Raw genomic sequence first — 22585 nt, forward strand, 5'->3', positions numbered from 1 at the left:
TTTCCCACCAGAGCCCGCCTGACACTGCCTGACGAGCGAGTCGCGATGTCCCCACACACGGCGGCGGGCGGTCACCTCAGCTCTCGCCCAGCACCCGGGCACGCGCATCAAGGAAGCCCTGTTCACCGATGCGCGTCCAGGGGGCGACCTGCTGCTGGAAGGCACGGTAGGACTCGTAGACACGCCTGGCGTCCTCATCCTTGGCGATGAACTCGTCCAGCACCTCGTTGGACGCCTTGAACAGCGCCGCGTAGACATCCTGCGGAAATTCGCGCAGCTCAACGCCATGTTCCTCGACCAGCGAGGTCAGGGCGGTGGCATTGCGCAGCGCGAATTCATCCACCATCGCATGATTGGCAATCCTGGCTGCCTGGATCACCACCTGCTGGAGGTCTTCCGGCAACGCCTGCCAGGCCTCGAGATTGACGGTGCCTTCGAGAATGGCGGAGGGCTCGTTCCAGGCCGGGGAGTAGTAATACTTGGCCACCTGATGCAGACCGAAGGCCAGATCATTGTAGGGACCGACCCAGTCGGTGGCGTCGATCACACCGGTCTCCATCGCAGTGAAGATCTCGCTGCCCGGCAGATTCACCGCACTGGCACCGATGCGGTTCATCACTTCACCCGCGAGCCCCGGCAGGCGGATCTTCAGGCCTTTCATGTCCGAGAGACTGTTCACTTCCTTGTTGAACCAGCCGGCCATCTGGGTGCCGGTATTGCCCACCGCCAGCGGCTTGAGGTTGTGACGCGCGTAGATCTCGTCCCACAGCTTCATGCCATCGCCGTGATACAGCCAGGCGTTGGTCTCGGTGGTATTCATGCCGAAGGGCACGGCGGTGAAGAACTGGGCGGCAGGTACCTTGCCCTTCCAGTAATAGGACGCCGAGTGGCCCATCTGGGCTGTCCCGGAAGACACGGCGTCGAAGACTTCCAACGCCGGCACCATCTCACCGGCCCCATAGACCTTGACCTGAAGACGACCACCGGAAAGCTTCCCGATCAGGCTGGCGAACTCATTGGCACCGGTGCCCAGTGCCGGGAAGTTCTTCGGCCAGGAGGTCACCATCTTCCAGTGGATGGTTTCCTCCTCGGCGGCATTGGCCGTGGAGACGAAAGGTGCAGCGGCGAGACCGGCAGCACCGGCCCCCAGAGCAGAGAGAAAACGGCGGCGTTGCATGGGGCGTTCCTTGTTCGAGTTGTGGGCAATGCATGACGCGGCATCAAGACAGCAGATTATCTGCCACTATGCCGCGACCCATGGATGGCCCACAACTGCACCAAGGCCGTAATGGCGCACGAATACCGCGCCCCCTGCACCGCTTTTCACTTCTCGCCAGCGCCTGCTGTCAGCGCCTCATGCCTGCGTCTGCCATCAATGCAGGATCAGCTGAGTACTTCCAGCTTGGCGAAACCCAGCACCAGCCACTTGTCGCCTTCGCCCTCGAAGCTGATCTGGACACGCGCGCGCTCGCCCTGGCCTTCGGCGTTGATGACCACGCCCTCGCCGAACAGCGGATGACGCACCAGGCTGCCGAGCGACAGCGCCGGCATGTCGCCATTGGCCTCGACACTCTCCTGACGCGGCCCGGAGGGGCGACGATTCGGCGTAGCACGCTGGGTCGAGACCGGACGCGAGACCTGGCCACGCAGGCGCACTTCCTCCAGCAGCTCTTCCGGCAGCTCACGCAGGAAGCGCGACGGTCGCTGGAAGGTCTCCTTGCCGTGCATGCGTCGCAGCTCGGCGTAGGTCAGGTAGAGGCGCTGCATGGCACGGGTGACACCGACGTAGCACAGGCGACGCTCTTCCTCGAGGCGCCCCGGCTCCTCCAGTGACATCTTGTGCGGGAACAGCCCTTCCTCGACCCCGGCGACGAACACCACCGGGAATTCGAGCCCCTTGGCGGAGTGCAGCGTCATCATCTGTACGCATTCCTCGCCTTCGGCGGCTTCATGATCGCCGGCATCCAGCGCGGCTTCGGCGAGGAAGGGCTCCAGCGCCTCGGCCCCTTCGCTGGGGGCTTCCGGGTCCATGCGCTCGCCCTGACTGAAGGCGCGACAGGCGTTGACCAGCTCGGCAAGGTTCTCGAGGCGCGCCTGGCCCTTCTCGCCCTTCTCGGCGGCGTGATGCTCGCGCAGGCCGGAGACGTGGATGACGTGCTCGACCAGCTCATGCAGCGCCATGCCGGCGGTGTCGTTGTCGAGGCCATCGATGATGTCGGCGAAGGCACGCACGGCGGTCGCGGCGCGCCCCTTGAGGGCACCGTCGGAAACCGCATCGCTCATCGCCTGCCACATGGTCAGGTTGCCGTAGCGCGCACGCTCGCGCAGCTGCTCGACGGTGCGCATGCCGATGCCACGCGCCGGCACGTTGATCACGCGCTCCAGGGCGGCATCGTCCTCGCGGTTGTTCATCAGGCGCAGGTAGGCGAGCGCGTTCTTGATCTCGAGACGCTCGTAGAAACGCTGCCCCCCGTAGATGCGATACGGCATGCCCTGGCGGATCAGCGTCTCCTCCAGCACGCGTGACTGGGCGTTGGAGCGATACAGGATCGCGATCTCATCGCGACTGTAACCATGCTCATTGACCAGTTCGCGGATGGTATCGGCGATGTAGCGCGATTCGTCGATGTCGTTGAAGCCGGCATAGACCCGAATCCGCTCGCCACGGCCGCTGTCGGTCCACAGCTCCTTGCCCATGCGCCCGCCGTTGTGGCTGATCAGGGCGTTGGCAGCCTCCAGGATGGCGCTGGAGGAGCGGTAGTTCTGCTCCAGACGCACCACCCGGGTATTGGCGAACTCCTCGGTGAAGCGCTGGATGTTCTCGACCCGCGCGCCACGCCAGCCGTAGATGGACTGGTCATCATCGCCGACCACGGTCATGCACTCGCGATCGCCGGCCAGCAGCTTCAGCCAGGCGTACTGCAGGGTATTGGTATCCTGGAACTCGTCGACCAGCAGGTGGGCGAAGCGCTCGCGGTAATGCGCCAGCAGGTGCGGCGTGTCACGCAGCAGCTCTAGCGAGCGCAACAGCAGCTCACCGAAATCCACCAGCCCGCCACGCTCGCAAGCCAGCTGATAGAGCTCGTACATCTCGACCATCTTGCCCATGTAGGCGTCGCCGTGGGTCTGGACCTGATGGGCCCGCAGCCCCTCTTCCTTGCAGCCGGCGATGAAGTACTGGACCTGCTTGGGCGGCCAGCGCTCGTCATCGACGTTGTGCTCCTTGAGCAGTCGCTTGACCATGCGCAGCTGGTCATCGCTGTCGATGATCTGGAAGTGCTCGGGCAGACGCGCCTCCTGCCAGTGGGTGCGCAGCAGACGGTGACTGATGGAGTGGAAGGTGCCGACCCACATGTGGCGCAGACTGCTGCCATTGAGCGCCTCGAGACGCGTGCGCATCTCGCGGGAGGCCTTGTTGGTGAAGGTCACCGACAGGATGGCATAGGGCGAGAACTGATATCGGTCCATCAACCAGGCGATGCGATGGACCAGCACGCGGGTCTTGCCGGAACCGGCGCCCGCCAGTACCAGCATGTTGCCCGGCGGCGCGGACACGGCCTCACGCTGATGCGTGTTGAGGTGATCGAGGAGGGGCGATTCGGACATGCAGGGCTCACCACAGGGCAGAGAAGTCGAGGGGCGGGGCAGCGGGTCGGGGGCTGCCCCTGTTCAGGCATCCACCTTATCACAGCGGCCTGCCCTGCTCTTCCCTGCACGCGTCATCCCTGACCGGTGACGCTTGTATGGCACTCAGTGCGTATCGAAGTCGTGATCATCGATGCGCAGGGTGGCAAGGCTCTTCTTGACCGCTTCCAGCTGCTCCTTGAGCTTGGGACCACGTGCCTTGGCGACCCCCACCGCCAGCGTATCGACGATCACCAGATGCGCGATGCGTGAGCTCATCGGCGTATAGATCTCGGTGTCTTCATGCACATCGATGTGCAGCGGCAGCGTGACTTCATCCGCCAGCGGCGAGCCGCTGGGACACAGGCCGATGACGGTCGCGCCGGCATCCCGTGCCAGACGCACGCTGGCGATCAGCGCCTTGGTGCGTCCGGTCTGGGAGATGGCGACCACCACGTCGCGCGGCCCCAGCGTCACCGCTGACATGTTCTGCATGTGCGGGTCGGTGTAGGCGGCAGTGGAGATCTGCAGACGAAAGAACTTGTGCTGGGCATCGTGGGCCACGGCACCCGAGGCGCCATAGCCGTAGAACTCGACCCGGCTGGCGGAGGCCAGCGAGTGGATGGCACGTGCGACGGCTTCGGCATCCAGACGGTCACGCACTGACAGCAGCGTGCCGATGGTGGAATCGAACAGGGAGTGAGAGAACTCCGCCACGCTGTCGGAGTCATTCATCGAGAACTGGGCGAACTGGGTGCCCGTGGCCAGGCGTTGCGCCAGCTGGAGCTTGAAGTCCTGGAAGCCGGCAAAGCCCATCGCACGACAGAAGCGCACTACCGTCGGTTCACTGACCGAGGATTCACTGGCCAGATCGACGATCCGCATGTGAATCACCTCCTCCGGATGGCGGAGGACGTAACGGGCAACCTTCTGTTCAGAGCGGCGGAAATTCTCCATCCGGCTCCTCAGGTCGTCGAAGATGGCATGACTCACGGCACACTCCTTGCAGACTTCATGGGCATGCCTGAGCTTACGACATCCCCCGGGGGGTGTCGCCATCACAGGCTGTCTGTGGTCACAATTTTGTCAAGTGAGCTATAGTAAAACGGTGTGGCGCCAGTGAAAGCCCACATCCTTTGGATGCCATGGAGGTCGAATCATGCGTAATTCAGAGCAGGTAGATACGCTCAAGAACGAGCTTCTCGATATTTTCATGACCCTCGGTGCCGACGAACATCAGGCCCGCAAGAAACAAAGCGCAGTCCGCCACCTCCGCGCCAGACGCGGAATCGAAATGCACAACGAAATCAAGCGCCTGAGCGAGGATTTAAGCGACATCGAAGTGCTGGAAACGGAAAGCGATATCGATACCCACTGATTCTCGGGCGGGGAGCGATACGTCTCCCCGCCGAGCAGTCCCCCATCTCCCTGCCAGCTCAGGGACGAGGGCTTCTGTCTTCCTTGCCGCCATCTCTGATGAGCATGGTCAGCCCCCCTCGCGACATTTTCTTCTGCCTTCGGGCCCTCAGCCTTCATTTCCCTCTGCAACGACTCTGCCTTCTGCCGCGCGCTCGCCACGGTGTCACTCTCGATCGTCCTTCATCTGCACCGACATTCTCTGCCTCATTGTCATGTCATCGCCCAGGACGATGCACCAACAGGGTGCAAGTACACACTGACATGAACGTGACGCCCGCCATCTCCCACACTGAGCATCGAGTCGCCGCCTGGGTGTCGTGCACGGGCCATCTCGGCCAGAAACGCAAGAGGCTCGCCGGATAGGCGAGCCTCTTGTCGTTCTTCAATGCCGTCAGATCCGTGCTGACAGAACATCAGGACAGCCTGAAGAGTGGGGCCGGGATTACAGGCTGGAGGCGAAGACCACCACCACGCCGATCGGGGCGATGAAGCGCGCCACGAAGCTCCACAGCTTGAAGGCCGAGTCGCTCATGTTGAGCTGACTGCGCACTTCATCACGCCCCATGAACCAGCCGACGAAGACGATGGTCGCCAGGCCGGTCAGCGGCAGCATCAGCTTGCTGGTCGCGTAATCGAGCAGGTCGAAGATGGTCATGCCCTCGAACTTGGCGAACATGCCCAGCGGCGCCACATCACTCCACAGATTGAACGACAGGATGGTGGCGATCCCCAGCAGCCAGGTCGCGATCCCCGCCACCCAGGCAGAGGCCACGCGTGACATCGGCGTCTTCTCTTCCAGCCATTCGACGATGGGTTCCAGCAGCGAGATGCCTGAGGTCCAGGCCGCGAAGACCAGCAGCACGAAGAACACCACGCCGAACACTTCTCCGCCCGGCATGTGGCCGAAGGCCAGCGGCAGGGTCTGGAAGATCAGGCCCGGGCCCGCAGCGGCGTCGAGACCATTGGAGAACACCACCGGGAAGATGGCCAGCCCCGCCAGCAGAGCGATGACGGTATCCAGCACCACCACGATCAGCGCGGTACGCCCGATGTTGACGTCATCGGAGAGATAGGAGCCGTAGGCCATCATGATGCCCATGCCCAGTGACAGGGTGAAGAAGGCATGCCCCATCGCCGCCAGCACGCCATCCTTGTCGAGCTTGGAGAAGTCCGGTGTCAGCAGCCAGGCAGCCGCTTCGGCGAAGCCATCAGTGGTCGCCGCATACCCGACCAGCATGACCAGCATGACCGCCAGCAGCGGCATCAGGATCTTGGCGGCACGCTCCAGACCACCCGCGACGCCCCCGGCCACGACCAGGATCACCATCAGCATGAAGGCACTGTGCCAGGCCAGCAGGGTGGTCGGGTCGCCCAGCAGACCACCGAACAGACTGCCTGCCGTGTCAGAGGTCAGGCTTTCGAAGCTGCCACTGGCGGCGTCGGCGATGAAGGCCAGTGCCCAGCCACCGATGACACTGTAGAAGGACAGGATCAGATAGGCGCCGAGCACACCGGCCACCCCGATCAACACCCAGGCGGGGCTACGCTTGAGGCGCGCACTGATGTGACTCATGGTCGAGATCGGGTTCTTCTGTCCCAGGCGGCCCAGCAGCCACTCGGACATCAGGATCGGCAGACCGATCAACAGAATGCAGACCAGATAGACAAGAACGAAGGCACCGCCGCCGCTCTCACCGGTCATGTACGGGAATTTCCAGATGTTGCCCAGTCCGACGGAGGAACCGACGGCGGCCAGGGTGAAGGCCAGGCGAGAAGACCACTGAGCGTGGGAATGCGGTTTGGATGACATGTGAGTCCCTGATTCGTCGCGATGATGCCAGCCACGGGTAGCGGCCTGTGGCATCTTGTTGTGCTTGTTGCATCATGCTGGCGAGACGGAAGGATGAACCGTGGCCGACAGGATGGCGTCGCAGGATCACTGCTGTGGTGCATCTGGCCGTCATCATGGCCGGATAGGCCCGTATGACAGACAGACTGGTGTCGATAGACACGCCGGAATGGACACGCTGCCCGCCCCGGTAAATATCGCCGTGGTAACGACAATAGGTAGGTAAAGTTACTCGATTGACCCGATATCTACCAGCAAGCCACCCTCAGACCATCGCCTCACGATAGAAAACAGCGACTGAGGCCGGCAGGTCACTTCCCCCGTCCCGCAAGACACTGAAGCGCGACAGGCAGCGGATGGCGCTAGAAGAGACGTCCTTGTCCTTCCCCGGGGAAGGCACCGATCAATGGCCGATCAAGCCGCTCCAGCACCTGATTGGCCAGACGACGTGCCAAGGCCGGAGCCGCCTTGTTGTCAGGAGTATGCACAAACAGGAAAGGGCTTTTCCCCTGACTTATCCACAGAGAAAGACGTTCCACCCAGGGCTGGAAGAAGGCCAGATTGGTCGCGTCGTCATGATGCCCGATGAAGCGGACCAGCGGTTGGCGTGCGCTGGAGAACACATGCAATGGGCGATGCGGCTTTTCCGAGCGTGCCACGGCAAGCCCTGGATGCGCGGTATCGGGGCCACTGAAGAGTGGACGGACATCCAGCATCACGCGATCGACTCCGTGACTTATCAACAAGCGATTCAACTGTCGTTCCACCGAGCCCTTGGCAAAGAAACTCGGGGCACGGGGCTCCACGGCCCAATCAAGGCCAGCACCCTCGACATGCGCGAAGAATTGCGCAAGACGCGGGAGTACCTCCTCCCCGAGGTCACGCGGCAGCTGGATCATGATCGGCCCCATGCGCGACTTAAGCGGCGCAAGCCGCGCCAGGAATTCCGCCAGCTCCTCCTCGATTCCCTGAAGCCTCAACTCATGGGTCAGTCGTCCCGGCAACTTGAAGCAGAAGCGGAAGTGCTCGGGCGCCTGGCGGGCCCAGCTGGCCACGGCGCTCTCCGGCGGCAGAGCATAGAAGCTGGTATTGCCTTCGACACAGTCGAAGACCTGCGCGTAATCCGCCAGATGCTCGCGCGGGCCACTGCCCGGCAGCAGGCTGCCGCGCCAGTCATCGTTGGCCCACATCGCGAGCCCGAGATGAAGATGCCCCGCCTCGCAAGCTCTGTCATGGCCCGCAGCGTGCGGAACATTCATCTCCGTCGGTGCGGAGGATGCATGAAAATGGTGCATGAAGGCGCCATAGCTAGAGGAATGTGAGGGTCAAAGGCTCAATACACCGAATAATATCGTCTGCTAGAGCGACGTAAGCACAATAAAAACTGTCATCACGGCGTGCTATGGTCCGCTTCCTGCATGAACCGTCACAGGCGAACCACCCCTCGCCGCGACATCGCTTTCTGCCCGCCACAAGCAGGTCGGAAGCCATCATTGTTGACTGCCCATACCCCGGAGCCTGTCATGACTGCTTTCCAACGACTCATCCTGCGTGCCAACGACGGCCGCTCCCGTGCGGCCAATGCCATCACGCTGCGTAGCCTGATCACGCTCTTCGAGGGCTGTCTGCTGGTGGCACTCGGCGTGCGCCTGCTGCAGGCCGGCGGCTTGCTGGTCAGTGGTACTGCCGGGATGTCATTGCTTGGCTCGGACCTGACGGGCTTGAGCTTCGGCAGTCTGTTCTTCCTGATCAACCTGCCCTTCTACGGGCTAGCCTGGAAGCAGCTGGGGCTCAACTTCACGCTGCGCACCCTGGGATGCGTCAGTCTGCTCTCGGTCCTGACGGATCTACTGGCGGTCAGTCTGCCGCTGGGCGACGTCAATCTGCCGGTGGTGGCAATTGCCGCAGGCCTGCTCATCGGGCTGGGGGTCACCCTGCTGTTTCGCGAGAACGCCTCCCTCGGCGGACTCAACATTCTCGCGCTGGATCTGGAGCGACGCTTCGCCATCCATGCAGGCCGCACGACTTTCGCCTTCGATCTGCTGCTGATCGCGCTCGCCGCGCTGGTCTATCCCTGGCCGCAGGTCATCTGCTCGGCACTGGCGTTCGCCACGCTGTCCTTCGTACTGGGCCGCTACCACCGCCGCACGCCTCAAGGCTCAGATGCCAGCACCACCGCTCAAGACGATGGCAAGCAGGTGCAGGCAGCTCACTAGCGGCGACCACGCCCGCCATTGGAGCCGCCGCCGCCCTTGTACGACGAGCTCTTGCCCCCGGCACTTCTGCCGCCAGGATTCTTCTTGCCAAAGGTCGTGTTGCCAGAGGTCTTGCTACCAGAAGACTTGCTACCAGAGGACTTTTCGCCAGCCCCCCTGCTCGCCGCATCGCGCTCATCGCGACGCTCTCCGGCCTTGCCACGCGTGCGTGGCTTGAGGCCGCTCGCGAGCTTGCCCGCGCCATTGGCGCTCTTGCTGCCCGGCTGGGAGCCGCCCTTGCCGGCGCTGCTGCGTTCCTGATTGCCACGAACGGACCTGGACTCATCGGTACGCTCCCGCCGCCCCGCCCCTTCCTGGCGAGCACCCGAGCGTTGGCCTGTCTTGGGCTGACCTGAGCCGCGCTGATCCGAGCTGCGCTGGCCCATGGCGCGCTTGCTGCTGTCCTCGCGCCGAGCTCCACCACGCCGGCCGCTATCCGTATCCTGCGCGGCACGCTGATGGCGCGCGGCAGTCGCGTGCTGGGAAGGCGTCGGCGCCTCCGCCAGTCGTGAGGCCTCCTCGGTACCACTGGAGCCTTCGATCATCCGATGGATGTCGTCCATCTCGCGCTGGGTGAGATAGCGCCATTCGCCGATGCCCAGCCCGTCCAGGCTGACATTCATGATGCGCACCCGCTTGAGCTTGAAGACCTCATAGCCCAGCGCCTCGCACATGCGGCGAATCTGGCGATTGAGCCCCTGCGTCAGGATGATGCGGAACACGTAGGTGGAAATCTGCTCGATGCGGCACGGCTGGGTGATGGTATCCAGAATCGGCACGCCGGCTGCCATGCGCTTGAGAAAGTCCGGGTTGATCGGCTTGTCGACCCGCACCACATATTCCTTCTCGTGGGCGTTGCCGGCCCGCAGGATCTTGTTGACGATGTCGCCGTCACTGGTCAGGAAGATCAGGCCATCGGAGGGCTTGTCGAGGCGACCGATCGGGAAGATCCGCTTGGGATGGCCGATGTAGTCAATGATGTTGCCTTCCACGTGGCGCTCGGTGGTACAGGTGATGCCCACCGGCTTGTTGAAGGCCAGATAGACCGCTTCCTGCTTGGCCTTCAACGGCTTGCCGTTGACCAGCACCTCATCGCCCGGCGCGACCTTGGTGCCCATCTCGGGGACGACACCATTGATGGTCACTCGCCCTTCGGCGATATGGCGATCCGCCTCGCGCCGCGAGCAGAAGCCCGTTTCGCTGATGAACTTGTTGAGGCGGGTAAGCGATGCGTCGCGATCAGTCATGGCAGGTCACGTGCGTGCGCCGGGCGATGAACGCGCAGCGGACGTAAGAGGATAAGAAGGCAGGCGCACAGGATACCAAAAACGGCAGCCCTGAGGCTGCCGTTGGCACGATGAGACTGAGCTCATCTGCTGCTGCGCCAGACATGACGCAGCCGTCTTGCATCGCGGATCACTCGACCGTGACGCTCTTGGCCAGGTTGCGCGGCTGATCGACATCGGTGCCCTTGAGCACGGCGACATGGTAGGACAGCAGCTGCAGCGGCAGAGTGTAGAGAATCGGTGCCAGCACTTCGCTGACATGTGGCATGCGCAGCACGCGCACGCCTTCGCTCTCTTCGAGACTGATGTTCTCGTCAGCGAAGACGAACAGCTCCCCGCCACGTGCACGCACTTCCTGCAGGTTCGACTTGAGCTTCTCGAGCAGCTCGTCGTTGGGTGCCACCGCGACCACCGGCATGTCGGCATCCACCAGCGCCAACGGGCCGTGCTTCAGCTCGCCCGCCGGATAGGCCTCGGCGTGGATATAGGAGATTTCCTTGAGCTTGAGCGCGCCTTCCAGCGCGATGGGGAACTGGGTGCCACGCCCGAGGAACAGCGCGTTGTGCTTGTCGGCGAAGGCCTCTGAGAGACGCTCGATCTCGCTGTCCATGGCCAGCGCCTTGGTGACCAGTGACGGCAGCTGACGCAGCTCACTCACCACCTCGGCTTCCCCGGCCTCATCGCCACCCCGCACGCGACGCAGCGACAGCGTCAGCAGCATCAGACCGACCAGCTGGGTGGTGAAGGCCTTGGTGGAGGCGACGCCGATTTCCGGTCCGGCCATGGTCATCAGGCTGAGGTCCGATTCACGCACCAGCGAGCTGCCCGGGACGTTGCAGATCGCCAGACTGCCGAGGAAGCCGCCCAGCGACTGGGCATAGCGCAGTGCGGACAGCGTGTCGGCGGTCTCGCCGGACTGGGACAGGGTGACGAACAGGGTGCCATCGGCCACCACCACCGGACGGTAGCGGAACTCTGAGGCGACCTCGACCGCCGCCGGAATGCCGGCCAGACGCTCGATCCAGTAACGCGCCACCATGCCGGCGTGGTAGCTGGTACCACAGGCGACGATCTGCACCTGCTTGACCTGACGGAAGAGGTTTTCCGCCTCGCTGCCGAAGCTGCGCACCAGCACGTGATCACCGTTCAGGCGACCTTCCAGCGTGGCAGCCAGCACACGGGACTGCTCGTGGATTTCCTTGAGCATGAAGTGGCGATAGTCGCCCTTGGAGGCGGCATCCTGCGCGTGCTCGAAGGTCTGGACCGGGCGCTCGTTGGCCTCGGTGATCAGACGCTCGCCCTGCTCGAAGATCTCGATCTGCTCGGCGGTCATGCGCACCAGATCGCCTTCCTTGAGATAGATGAAGCGATCGGTGACCTGCAGCAGCGCCAGCTGATCGGAGGCCAGGAAGTGCTCGTCGATCCCGACACCGATCACCAGCGGGCTGCCCTGACGCGCGCCGATCAGCACGTCCGGCTGGGCACGATGCACCACGCCCAGCGCGAAGGCGCCATCCAGCAGGGCGACGGCCTTCTGGACGGCGGTCAGCAGGTCCTGGCTCAGGGTGTATTCACGCGCCAGCAGGTGGGCGACCACCTCGGTGTCGGTCTCGGAGGTGAAGACATACCCCTGACCTTGCAGCTCGCGCTTGAGCGTCTCGTAATTCTCGATGATGCCGTTGTGGACCACGGCCAGGCTGTCACCGGACTGGTGCGGGTGAGCATTGGCTTCACTCGGCGCCCCATGCGTGGCCCAGCGAGTGTGAGCGATACCCACGCGTCCCTTGAGCGGTGATTCTTCGAGACGCTCCTGCAACGCCGCCACCTTGCCCAGCGCACGCACGCGATTCAAGCGGCCCTCTTCGGACAGCACGGCCATGCCGGCACTGTCATAGCCACGGTATTCGAGGCGGTGCAGACCCTCGAGCAGGATGTTCTGGACGTTACGACTGGCGACGGCGCCTACGATGCCACACATGAGCAATCTCCTTATGCTGTTGCTGGCGCCACGAGCGGGGCGATCAACACCTCGACTCCATGAGCGCGAATCTGGTCACGCGCAGCATCAGGCAACGCGTCATCGGTTATCAGGGTACTGATGCTGGACCAGGCCAGCTCCAGGTTGGGAATGCGACGGCCCAGCTTGTGGGATTCCGCCATCACCACGACTTCTCGCGACACCTCGGCCATCACGCGTGACAGGCCGATCAGCTCATTGAAGGTGGTAGTGCCACGTTCGAGGTCCAGACCATCCGCGCCGAGGAAGACCTGGTCGAAGTCGTAACTGCGCAGCACCTGCTCCGCCACCTGTCCCTGGAAGGAATCGGAGTGCGGATCCCAGGTACCACCGGTCATCAGCAATACCGGCTCGTTTTCCAGCTCGCGAATGGCATTGGCCACGCTCAGCGAGTTGGTCATCACGATCAGGTCATCACGCCCCTTGAGCTCGGGGATCAGCACCACCGTGGTGGTACCGCTGTCGATGATGATGCGCTGATGGGCGCCGATACGGCTGGCTGCCAGGCGGGCAATGGCCCGCTTGGCGGCACTGACCGGTTCGTCATGCACCAGCAGTTCACGCGGCATGGCCACGGCGCCGCCGTAGCGCCTGAGCAGCAGGCCGCTCTTCTCGAGAAAGGCCAGATCCTTGCGGATGGTGACCTCGGAAGTGGCGAGTTCCCGCGCCAGTGCCTCGACACTGACTTCACCGTCACGTCCCAGTTGTTCGAGGATCTGGTGACGCCGTTGTGGTGTCAGACGCTTGGACATCAGGGCCCCCTATAAAGTTTCGAAACGAAAGATAAGTGAGGAATAACGAAACATCAAGTGAAAGACGAGACAGGATGAGACGATTCATTCCTGCACGCCGTTCCACAGAGCTGACCGCGATGACAAAACGGGGAGACACCTGTCGGTGCCTCCCCGTTTCTGATGCCCACCTTCACTCACCAGCAAGCATCGCGACTGAAGCTGCCGTTCACTTCTTGGTCGGACGCGGCCATTCCGGCTTGTCGATACGCTTGCCACGCGCCACGCTCAACGCACCTTCGGCGACATCGCGGCTCAGGGTCGAGCCAGCGCCCACGGTGGCACCCGCACCGATCTTGAGCGGCGCCACCAGCGCGGAGTTGGAGCCGATGAAGGCATTGTCGCCAATTTCGGTTCGGAACTTGTTGGCACCGTCATAGTTGCAGGTGATGGTGCCGGCACCGACGTTGACTGCCTCGCCGAGGGTGGCATCACCGACATAGCTCAGGTGATTGATCTTGGCGTTCACGCCCACCTGGGCATTCTTGGTCTCGACGAAGTTGCCGATGCGCGCGCCGCGCGCCAGTTCGGTTCCAGGACGCAGACGTGCGAAGGGCCCGACATTGTTGTCACCTTCCAGTACCGCACCATCGATGACGCTATGCGGCGCGATGTTGGCGCCGGCACCGATGGTGGCATTGCGGATCACGCAGTGGGCGCCGATGACCACGTCATCTCCGAGACTCACTTCGCCCTCGAAGACACAACCGACGTCGATGCTGATATCGGTACCGATGGACAGCTTGCCGCGCACGTCGATGCGCGCCGGGTCCGCCAGGCTGGCACCTTCGGTCATCAGGCGGTTGGCTTCACGACGCTGGAAGGCGCGCTCGAGATCGGCCAGCTGCAGACGATTGTTGACGCCCTGCACTTCCTCGACCGCCGCCGGCTGGGCGGTGGCGATGTTGACACCTTCGCTGGCCGCCATGGCGATGATGTCGGTCAGGTAGTACTCGCCCTGGGCGTTGTCGGCGGACAGCGCAGGCAGCCAGCGCTTGAGCTGGGCACCGGTGGTGGCGAGGATACCGGTGTTGCCTTCCTGGATGGCCAGCTGCTCCGGCGTGGCATCCTTGTGCTCGACGATGGCGCTGACGCGACCTTCGCTATCGCGCACGATACGGCCATAGCCTGTCGGGTCTTCCAGAATCACCGTCAGCAGGCCCAGAGTCTGCTCACTGACTTCGGCCAGCAGCGCCTCGAGGGTCTCGCGACGAATCAGCGGCACATCGCCATACAGGATCAGCACCTTGCCATCGCCGATGGCTTCCAGTGACTGGGCCACGGCGTGACCGGTGCCCTTCTGCTCTGCCTGAACGGCAAAACTCGCGCCGGTGTCGGCCAGCTGCTGCTGCACACGCTCACCACCATGACCGATGACGACATTCAGATGCGCACCGTCCAAGCCTGCAGCGGTGTCAGCCACATGACGCACCATCGCCTTGCCTGCCAACGGGTGCAGCACCTTCGGCAATTTGGAACGCATGCGGGTGCCCTGGCCTGCGGCAAGAATGACGACGTCGGTACGCTCTGCACTGCTCATCGGTGAACTCCTGTAGAAAGCGGGTCTTCATACCTGAAGCCCCTGAAAATAATGGCGCCATCATAGCAGCTGAACCCTGAGCTGCCAGTGACGAGGTTTACCCACGGCCCTGTCGCCGAGAACAGACCCGCGAAAGCATCAGTCGCCCGCAAGACACCTGAGCCATCTCTCCGATGGGCTCGGCACCCTTCCTGATGAGCCCGGTCAGTCCCCGGCGTCAAAGGGACGACCTTCGATGGCTAGAGGCATCAGTCCTCTCGGGCATAAAAAAAGGCGACCCGAAGGTCGCCTCTTTCCTGTCACTGGCCGTCATGGCCCAGTGCATCTCAGCGCGTGTGACGACGCATCTGCTGCACGGTGCGCAGCTTGGCCATCGCCTCGGCCAGTTCGGCCGTGGCGCGTGAGTATTCCAGTTCGGAAGCCTGATCGTTCATGGCCTTCAAGGCCACTTCCTTGGCTTCCTGGGCTGCCGCCTCATCCAGATCGTCGGCACGTACTGCGGTGTCGGCGAGGACTGAAACGAGGTTCGGCTGCACTTCGAGGAATCCACCACTGACGTAGTAGATTTCCTCAGCCCCACCCTGACGCTGAACGCGAATCGGGCCGGGTTGCAGCTCGGTCAGCAGCGGTGCGTGACCCGGCATGATGCCGAGGTCACCTTCGCTGCCGGCAGCCACGAGACGCTCGACCAGGCCGGAAAAGATGCCTTTCTCAGCGCTGACGATGTCGCAATGGACGCTCATAGCCATACCTGTTTCCTCATGCCTGAACAGGGAAATTACATGCCCTTGGCTTTCTCGACAGCTTCGTCGATGGTGCCGACCATGTAGAACGCCTGCTCCGGCAGTGCGTCATATTCGCCGTCCAGGATACCCTGGAAGCCGCGGATGGTGTCCTTGAGGGACACGTACTTGCCCGGCGCGCCGGTGAAGATTTCCGCCACGAAGAACGGCTGTGACAGGAAGCGCTGGATCTTGCGCGCACGTGCCACGGTCTGCTTGTCTTCGTCAGACAGCTCGTCCATCCCGAGGATGGCGATGATGTCCTTCAGCTCCTTGTAGCGCTGCAACACACCCTGAACGTTACGGGCAGTGTTGTAGTGCTCCTCGCCGACGACCAGCGGGTCGAGCTGACGAGAGGTGGAGTCGAGCGGGTCAACGGCCGGATAGATACCCAGCTCGGCAATCTGACGAGACAGTACGACAGTCGCGTCAAGGTGCGAGAAGGTGGTCGCCGGAGACGGGTCGGTCAAGTCATCCGCGGGGACGTAGACGGCCTGCACGGAAGTGATCGAGCCGGTCTTGGTAGAAGTGATGCGCTCCTGCAGGACGCCCATCTCTTCCGCCAGTGTCGGCTGATAACCCACCGCGGACGGCATACGACCCAGCAGTGCGGACACTTCGGTCCCTGCCAGGGTGTAACGATAGATGTTGTCGACGAACAGCAGAACGTCACGACCTTCGTCACGGAACTTCTCGGCGATGGTCAGGCCGGTCAGTGCTACGCGCAGACGGTTGCCGGGCGGCTCGTTCATCTGACCGTAGACCAGGGCAACCTTGTCGAGAACGTTGGATTCCTTCATTTCGTGGAAGAAATCGTTACCTTCACGAGTACGCTCACCCACGCCCGCGAACACGGAGTAACCGCTGTGCTCGGTGGCGATGTTACGGATCAGCTCCATCATGTTGACGGTCTTGCCGACACCGGCGCCGCCGAACAGGCCGACCTTGCCGCCCTTGGCGAACGGGCAGACCAGGTCGATGACCTTGATGCCGGTTTCCAGCAGCTCGTTTGATGCTGCCTGTTCCGCGAAGCTCGGGGCTGCACGGTGGATCGGCATGTGCTCATCCGCACCCACGTCACCCGCTTCATCGATCGGCTGACCCAGCACGTTCATGATGCGACCCAGAGTCGCCGTGCCGACCGGCACGGAGATCGGAGCACCAGTGCTCTCAACTGCGAGACTGCGCTTGAGGCCTTCGGTCGAACCCATTGCGATAGTACGGACCACGCCGTCGCCCAGCTGCTGCTGGACTTCGAGTACGGTCTCGCTATCGGCGACGTTCAGGGCGTCGTAGACCTTGGGCACTGCGTCCCGCGGAAACTCGACGTCAATCACCGCGCCGATGATTTGTACGATACGTCCGCTCATTCCTGGTTCCTCTTAAACCTGCGATTGAAACCTGCTTGCCTGTTGCCACGCTGTCATCAGACGGCGGCGGCACCGGATACGATCTCGGAGATTTCCTGAGTGATCGCTGCCTGGCGGGCCTTGTTGTAGACCAGCTGGAGGTCGTCGATCAGGTCGCCGGCGTTATCGGTCGCACTCTTCATTGCGATCATTCGCGCTGCCTGTTCGCAGGCGATGTTCTCGACCACGGCCTGATAGACCTGGGCCTCGACATAGCGCTTGAGCAGCTTGTCGAGCAACGAGACGGCATCCGGCTCATACAGGTAGTCCCATGTAGTGGGACCGGTTTCTTCGTCGTTCTGATCAGCTTCGAGAGGAAGCAGCTGACGCACGACCGGCTTCTGCGTCATGGTGTTGACGAACTCGTTGAACACCACGTACAGACGGTCGAGGCTGCCCTCGTCGAATGCGTCCAGCATGGCCTTGACGCTACCGATCAGATCCTGGGTACCCGGGGAATCCCCGAGACCGGACTTGGCGGCAAGCAGGTTGCCACCGTAGTTGCGGAAGAAGGTACCGGCCTTGGAGCCGAGGGCACAGAAGTCCACCTCGACACCCTGGTCGCGCCAGCTCTTCGCATGCTTGGTGACAGCCTTGAACAGATTGGCGTTCAGGCCACCACACAGGCCGCGATCACTGGAGACCACGATATAACCGACACGCTTCACATCGCGTTCCATCAGATACGGATGGCGATATTCCGGGTTGGCCCGGGCGATGTGTCCTACAACCTTGCGGATCTGATGGGCATAAGGCTGGCTGGCCGCCATGCGATCCTGCGCTTTACGCATCTTCGACGCAGCCACCATTTCCATGGCGCTGGTGATCTTTTGCGTATTTTTGATGCTCCCGATCTGGGAGCGAATCTCTTTTGCAGCTGCCATAGCGATCTGCCTTATTCATGCCACCCGAAGGGAAACGACAAGGCCCGGACTGGCCGGGCCATGTCACTTACCAGCTCTGGGTCGCCTTGAACTTCTCGACGCCAGCCTTGAGACCATTCTTGATCTCGTCATTGTAGCCGCCGGACTGATTGATCTTGTCCAGAAGATCCGCGTGCTCGGAGCGCATGTAGTCAAGCAGCGCTTTCTCGAAGCCCAGCACCTTGGCGACTTCGACGTCGTCCAGGTAGCCTTCGTTGGCCGCGAACAGCGAGATCGCCATGTCGGCCACGGACATCGGAGAGTACTGCTTCTGCTTCATGAGCTCGGTGACACGCTGACCGTGCTCGAGCTGCTTGCGGGTCGCTTCGTCCAGATCGGAGGCGAACTGCGAGAAGGCTGCCAGTTCACGGTACTGAGCCAGTGCCAGACGCACACCACCACCCAACTTCTTGATGATCTTGGTCTGGGCAGCACCACCGACACGGGAAACAGACAGACCCGCGTTGATGGACGGACGGATACCGGAGTTGAACAGGCTGGTCTCGAGGAAGATCTGACCGTCGGTGATGGAGATCACGTTGGTCGGAACGAACGCGGAGACGTCGCCACCCTGGGTCTCGATGATCGGCAGCGCGGTCAGGGAGCCGGTCTTGCCTTTCACTTCACCCTTGGTGAACTGCTCGACATAATCGGCGTTGACACGTGCAGAACGCTCAAGCAGACGGGAGTGGAGATAGAAGACATCACCCGGGTAGGCTTCACGGCCCGGCGGACGCTTGAGCAGCAGGGAGATCTGACGATACGCCCATGCCTGCTTGGTCAGATCGTCATAGACGATCATCGCGTCTTCGCCGCGGTCGCGGAAGTACTCGCCCATGGTGCAACCGGCGTACGGTGCCAGGAACAGCATGGCAGCCGGGTCGGAGGCACCAGCCGCGACGATGATGGTGTGTTCCATCGCGCCGTGCTCTTCGAGCTTGCGCACGACGTTGGCGATGGTGGACTGCTTCTGGCCGACGGCGACGTAGACGCAGGTAATGCCCTTGCCCTTCTGATTGATGATGGCATCAATCGCGATGGCGGACTTACCGATCTGGCGGTCACCGATGATCAGCTCACGCTGACCACGGCCGATCGGCACCATGGCATCGATGGACTTCAGACCAGTCTGCACCGGCTGGTCGACCGGCTCACGGGCGATGACGCCCGGAGCGACCTTCTCGACCGCGTCAGTCAGCTTGGCGTCGATCGGGCCTTTGCCGTCAATCGGGTTACCCAGAGCATCGACCACACGGCCGACCATTTCCGGGCCCACCGGCACTTCGAGAATGCGACCGGTGCACTGCGCGGTCATGCCTTCTTCGAGTTGCAGGTAGTCGCCCAGGACGACAGCGCCGACGCTATCACGCTCAAGGTTGAGCGCCATACCAAAGACGCCACCCGGGAATTCAATCATCTCACCGAACATGACGTCTGCGAGGCCGTGGATCTGCACGATGCCGTCGGAGACGCTGACGATGGTGCCCTGATTACGGGCTTCGGATGCGACGTCAAGCTTTTCGATACGCTGCTTGATGATGTCGCTGATCTCGGAAGGATTCAGTTGCTGCATGCCATGTCCCTCGGACTCAGGAGTTCAGTGCTTCGGAAAGCCGGGCCAGCTTGCCGCGCACGGAGCCGTCAATGACGGTATCTCCGGCACGGATGATGACGCCGCCGAGCAGCGTACTATCCACCTGAGTGGTAATGGAGATGTCGCGGTTCAGACGCTTGCGCAGGGCGGTGGCGAGCTTCTCTTCCTGCTCGCTTTCCAGTGCAAAGGCGGACACCAGGGTCACCTCGACACGCTGTTCCTGCTCGGCCTTCTGGGCCTCGAACAATTCGGCCACGGAGGGCAGGGCCGCGAGGCGGTCCTGCTCACCGAGAGTCCGGATGAAGTTGCGTGCGTTGTCGTCCAACGCGTCGCCGCACACGTCAATGAAGGTGTCGACCTTGTGCTCGGTAGAGAGCTTCGGGTTGTCGAGCACCGCCTTGACGGTCGCGTCGACAGCGACGTTCGCCGCTGTCGACAACATTCCGGACCAGGCCTCTAGCGCCTGCTGGCCGCGTGCAAACTCGAACGCCGCCTTGGCGTACGGGCGAGCCGCGGTGGAGGTAGACGTTTCAGCCATGGAATCAGTCTCCTCAGAGCTCAGCAGCGAGTTTGTCAATCAGCTCGCGGTGCTTGGCTTCGTCGATGGAGGATTCCAGGATGCGCTCTGCACCGATCACTGCCAGAGATGCGACCTGACCACGGAGCTCGTCCTTGGCCTGGTTGATCTCCTGGGTGATCTCTGCGCGCGCCTGAGCGACCATACGCTCGCCTTCGGCACGGGCAGCTTCACGAGCTTCCTCGATCATCTGGTTGGAACGCTTGTGCGCCTGCTCAATGATGCTTGCTGCTTCTTCCTTGCTTTCCCGCAGTGTCTCGCTGGCTTTTTCCTGCGCCAGTTCGAGGTCACGGGTAGCACGGCTGGCAGCATCCAGACCATCTGCAATCTTCTTCTGACGTTCTGCCAGAGCCTGTGTGACCGGCGGCCAGACATACTTCATGCAGAAGAAAACGAAGACCGCAAAGGCGATGGCCTGACCAATCAGGGTTAAGTTCAGATTCACGCCAGCACCTCTCGCTTCACGATTGTTGGGTCATAAACACGGTTGGCCTGTGGCCAGCCGATGTTTAACCGACAAACGGGTTGGCGAAGGTGAAGAACAGCGCGATACCGACACCGATCATGGTCACGGCATCCAGCAGACCAGCGACGATGAACATCTTGACCTGCAGCTGCGGGATCATTTCCGGCTGACGCGCGGCGCCTTCCAGGAACTTGCCACCGAGGATACCGAAACCGATGGCGGTGCCCAGGGCGCCCAGACCGATCAGCAGGGAGACGGCGATAGCGGTCATGCCAAGAACTTGTGCTTCCATTGTGGAACTCCAGTTTTAGTCAAGTTTAAGTCAAGGGTTGAGGGTGTGAGCAGAGCTCGGAAATCTTGCCCCGCGCCACGAATGGCACGGGGCGGGTACATCAGTGATCTTCGCTGGCCATGCTCAGATAGACGATGGTCAGCATCATGAAGATGAATGCCTGCAAGGTGATGACCAGGATATGGAAGACTGCCCACGGGAAGTGGAGCGGCAGCTGCCAGATACCGACCAGCGAGATCAGAATGAAGATCAACTCGCCTGCATACATGTTACCGAACAGACGCAGCGCCAGAGAGATCGGCTTGGCGATCAGCGTCACGAATTCAAGCAGGAAGTTGACCGGGATCAGCGCGATCTGTGCCAGCTTGTTCGGGGTATTGAACGGGTGCAGCGTCAGTTCGGCCACGAAGCCCTTGAGGCCCTTGACGCGAATGGAGTAGAAGATGATCAGCGCGAACACGGACAGTGACATGCCCAGTGTGGCGTTGATGTCGGTGGACGGTACCACCTTGAAGAACACGTGAGCCGGATCGGCGCCGAACATCTCGCCAACCTTGGCAGCAACGCCCGGCAGCCAGTCGACGGGGACCAGGTCCATCAGGTTCATCAGGAAGATCCAGCAGAAGATCGTCAGCGACAGCGGCGCGATCAAGCGGGAACGACCGTGGAAGGTCTCCTTGACGGACTGATCGACGAACTCGACCATCAGCTCGACGAAGTTCTGCAGACCACTCGGCACGCCGGTGGTCGCGGACTTGGCGACCTTGCGGAACAGGCACAGGAAGATCAGACCCAGCCCGATGGACCAGCCCATGGTGTCCAGATGGATGGCCCAGAAGCCCATGTCGGAGGCTTCCTGGGCACTGTGCGCCATGGACCACCCGTGTTCGGGGTGGTTACCGAACGTCAGATTCTGCAGGTGGTGCTGAATATATTCGGAGGGACTCGGGTTGGTGCCTGCCATTACTCTGCCTCAGGTTCGTGTGTACGGTGTTCGCTTCACCAGCCAGGGGCCCAGCCAGTGAACCGCCATTGCCGCCACGTAAGCGCAAAAAAATAAAGCGGGGTTTGAGGGCGGCACTGCAATGAAGAAGAATGCAAACAATACGGCCGTCAAACCGAACTTACCGGCCTCAGCCTGATAGAAGGCCTTGACCATCGCCTGGGCGTAACGTGCACCCGTCACGCGCAATGAACGCCAGGCAAAGAACAGGTTGGGCAGCAGGCAGACCAGGCCACCACACAGGGCAGACAATGCCGCGCCGCTTCCCTTGCTCACCCAGGACAGGAGTACGGCACACAGAATCACCAGCGCCTGGCCCCAGAGAAGTCGCGCGACCTGAGGGCGTCGCAAGGCAGCGGGTGTCGTCTTGTGCATCGTGAACCTGTCCATCGCAGTGATGACTCTCGCCAATCCCTGTCACTGCGCATCCTGCAGCCGGGGAGCAAACTCGCCGGATTATAGGGGAGCGCCGCATCGCCATCAACCAAACTGCCGGCTAAATTCCTTGATCTTTCGCAAGCTTACGACCAAAGCCTCACCATCTTGCGTGAAACAGATGACAGTTGGCTTACGTTGACAGTCGCTTGCGATGCAGGCGACGTAGGGTTGCGCCTATCACAACCCGCCGTCAAGACGATCTTGCCGCTCCGGTCAGAGAAACGCACTTCATGGCCCTGCGACAATGCGTCACAGGGCCACGAAAACGACCAGAGAAGCACGGAAAGGCTCGATGTCAGCCGATCACCTGCACCGAAGGC

General features: G+C 62.1%; 20 protein-coding genes. 2 read left to right on the top strand and 18 right to left on the bottom strand.

Annotation, left to right across the window (positions count from 1 at the left end):
• Nucleotides 1-76 precede the first annotated feature (76 nt).
• From HXS66_RS10180 to hexR, 3 genes are all read right to left on the bottom strand, one after another.
• Entirely contained in the window at nucleotides 77-1177 is a 1101-nt protein-coding gene (locus tag HXS66_RS10180) for a TRAP transporter substrate-binding protein (protein ID WP_077379831.1), read from the bottom strand.
• Between the two features lie 206 nt (nucleotides 1178-1383).
• Complete coding sequence (gene uvrD, locus HXS66_RS10185) at nucleotides 1384-3606, bottom strand: DNA helicase II (protein WP_136939512.1); 2223 nt, start codon at nucleotides 3604-3606, stop codon at nucleotides 1384-1386.
• Between the two features lie 144 nt (nucleotides 3607-3750).
• Nucleotides 3751-4617, bottom strand: a complete 867-nt coding sequence (gene hexR, locus HXS66_RS10190; RefSeq protein ID WP_043331730.1) for a transcriptional regulator HexR — start codon at nucleotides 4615-4617, stop codon at nucleotides 3751-3753.
• Nucleotides 4618-4783: 166 nt separating this feature from the next.
• Here hexR and HXS66_RS10195 point away from each other — a divergent pair, with 166 nt between their 5' ends.
• A complete protein-coding gene (locus tag HXS66_RS10195; RefSeq protein ID WP_077379827.1) occupies nucleotides 4784-5002 on the top strand; it encodes a PA3496 family putative envelope integrity protein in 219 nt (72 codons plus the stop codon).
• A 483-nt stretch (nucleotides 5003-5485) separates the two neighbouring features.
• Here HXS66_RS10195 and HXS66_RS10200 read toward each other — a convergent pair whose 3' ends face one another.
• The gene (locus tag HXS66_RS10200) at nucleotides 5486-6853 is read right to left on the bottom strand and encodes a sodium-dependent transporter (protein ID WP_077379825.1); all 1368 of its coding nucleotides are present in this window, start codon (nucleotides 6851-6853) and stop codon (nucleotides 5486-5488) included.
• A 401-nt stretch (nucleotides 6854-7254) separates the two neighbouring features.
• Nucleotides 7255-8082 (bottom strand): DUF72 domain-containing protein, encoded by an 828-nt coding sequence (locus tag HXS66_RS10205; protein WP_240704349.1) that lies wholly within the window; start codon nucleotides 8080-8082, stop codon nucleotides 7255-7257.
• A gap of 333 nt (nucleotides 8083-8415) precedes the next feature.
• Here HXS66_RS10205 and HXS66_RS10210 point away from each other — a divergent pair, with 333 nt between their 5' ends.
• Nucleotides 8416-9108: a YitT family protein gene (locus HXS66_RS10210; protein ID WP_077379821.1), complete on the top strand. Its 693-nt coding sequence runs from the start codon at nucleotides 8416-8418 to the stop codon at nucleotides 9106-9108.
• On the opposite strand, the gene rluF is transcribed toward HXS66_RS10210, so the two are convergent.
• The 13 genes from rluF to HXS66_RS10275 form a co-directional block, all read right to left on the bottom strand.
• Complete coding sequence (gene rluF / locus HXS66_RS10215; RefSeq protein WP_077379820.1) at nucleotides 9105-10394, bottom strand: 23S rRNA pseudouridine(2604) synthase RluF; 1290 nt, start codon at nucleotides 10392-10394, stop codon at nucleotides 9105-9107. The genes HXS66_RS10210 and rluF overlap by 4 nt on opposite strands.
• 169 nt (nucleotides 10395-10563) lie before the next feature.
• Nucleotides 10564-12411, bottom strand: a complete 1848-nt coding sequence (gene glmS, locus HXS66_RS10220) for a glutamine--fructose-6-phosphate transaminase (isomerizing) (protein ID WP_176503494.1) — start codon at nucleotides 12409-12411, stop codon at nucleotides 10564-10566.
• Nucleotides 12412-12422: 11 nt separating this feature from the next.
• On the bottom strand, nucleotides 12423-13202 hold the full coding sequence (locus HXS66_RS10225; RefSeq protein ID WP_176503495.1) for a DeoR/GlpR family DNA-binding transcription regulator: 780 nt from the start codon (nucleotides 13200-13202) through the stop codon (nucleotides 12423-12425).
• A gap of 208 nt (nucleotides 13203-13410) precedes the next feature.
• Nucleotides 13411-14781 (bottom strand): bifunctional UDP-N-acetylglucosamine diphosphorylase/glucosamine-1-phosphate N-acetyltransferase GlmU, encoded by a 1371-nt coding sequence (glmU, locus tag HXS66_RS10230; protein ID WP_077379809.1) that lies wholly within the window; start codon nucleotides 14779-14781, stop codon nucleotides 13411-13413.
• Between the two features lie 326 nt (nucleotides 14782-15107).
• Entirely contained in the window at nucleotides 15108-15530 is a 423-nt protein-coding gene (locus HXS66_RS10235; protein WP_054556360.1) for a F0F1 ATP synthase subunit epsilon, read from the bottom strand.
• A gap of 29 nt (nucleotides 15531-15559) precedes the next feature.
• On the bottom strand, nucleotides 15560-16933 hold the full coding sequence (gene atpD, locus HXS66_RS10240; protein ID WP_077379807.1) for a F0F1 ATP synthase subunit beta: 1374 nt from the start codon (nucleotides 16931-16933) through the stop codon (nucleotides 15560-15562).
• Between the two features lie 56 nt (nucleotides 16934-16989).
• Entirely contained in the window at nucleotides 16990-17856 is an 867-nt protein-coding gene (gene atpG, locus HXS66_RS10245; RefSeq protein WP_065392631.1) for a F0F1 ATP synthase subunit gamma, read from the bottom strand.
• A 67-nt stretch (nucleotides 17857-17923) separates the two neighbouring features.
• Nucleotides 17924-19468, bottom strand: coding sequence for a F0F1 ATP synthase subunit alpha (gene atpA, locus HXS66_RS10250; RefSeq protein WP_176503496.1), 1545 nt, complete (start codon nucleotides 19466-19468; stop codon nucleotides 17924-17926).
• A gap of 16 nt (nucleotides 19469-19484) precedes the next feature.
• A complete protein-coding gene (locus HXS66_RS10255) occupies nucleotides 19485-20027 on the bottom strand; it encodes a F0F1 ATP synthase subunit delta (RefSeq protein ID WP_077379805.1) in 543 nt (180 codons plus the stop codon).
• Nucleotides 20028-20040: 13 nt separating this feature from the next.
• Nucleotides 20041-20511, bottom strand: a complete 471-nt coding sequence (locus HXS66_RS10260) for a F0F1 ATP synthase subunit B (RefSeq protein WP_065392628.1) — start codon at nucleotides 20509-20511, stop codon at nucleotides 20041-20043.
• A 64-nt stretch (nucleotides 20512-20575) separates the two neighbouring features.
• Nucleotides 20576-20824: a F0F1 ATP synthase subunit C gene (atpE, locus tag HXS66_RS10265; RefSeq protein ID WP_011508579.1), complete on the bottom strand. Its 249-nt coding sequence runs from the start codon at nucleotides 20822-20824 to the stop codon at nucleotides 20576-20578.
• A gap of 100 nt (nucleotides 20825-20924) precedes the next feature.
• Nucleotides 20925-21788, bottom strand: coding sequence for a F0F1 ATP synthase subunit A (atpB, locus tag HXS66_RS10270; protein ID WP_077379803.1), 864 nt, complete (start codon nucleotides 21786-21788; stop codon nucleotides 20925-20927).
• Between the two features lie 9 nt (nucleotides 21789-21797).
• Nucleotides 21798-22202, bottom strand: a complete 405-nt coding sequence (locus HXS66_RS10275) for an ATP synthase subunit I (RefSeq protein WP_077380014.1) — start codon at nucleotides 22200-22202, stop codon at nucleotides 21798-21800.
• Nucleotides 22203-22585: the final 383 nt, after the last annotated feature.

It is taken from the genome of Cobetia sp. 5-11-6-3 (genome assembly GCF_013374055.1).
Taxonomy (GTDB): Bacteria; Pseudomonadota; Gammaproteobacteria; order Pseudomonadales; family Halomonadaceae; genus Cobetia; species Cobetia marina.